At 42.8% G+C, this 348-nt stretch carries 1 pseudogene; it reads left to right on the forward strand.

Features of this window, described 5'->3' with window-relative positions:
* Positions 1 to 348, forward strand: a pseudogene (locus BHE89_RS22750) (RNA pyrophosphohydrolase); the annotation flags it as partial.

A 348-nucleotide genomic window follows, 5' to 3' on the forward strand; every position in this document is an offset into this window, starting at 1 on the left:
AGTTTCCTCAAGGAGGAATTAACCCTGGAGAATCGCCAGAGCAGGCAATGTACCGAGAGTTGTTCGAAGAAGTTGGGTTAAGTCGCAAGGATGTCAAAAATTCTTGCCTCCACACGTAACTGGTTACGTTACAAGTTACCTAAGCGTTTGGTGCGTTGGGACACAAAACCTGTTTGTATTGGACAAAAACAGCGTTGGTTCCTTTTGCAGTTAACAAGTAATGATAAAGACATTAATGTTCAACAAAGCAAAACGCCAGAATTTGATGGCTGGCGTTGGGTGAGTTATTGGTATCCTGTTCGACAAGTCGTCTCTTTTAAACGCGATGTCTATCGACGTGTCATGAAA

Source organism: Shigella sp. FC1967, from assembly GCF_001743005.1.
GTDB lineage: Bacteria > Pseudomonadota > Gammaproteobacteria > Enterobacterales > Enterobacteriaceae > Proteus.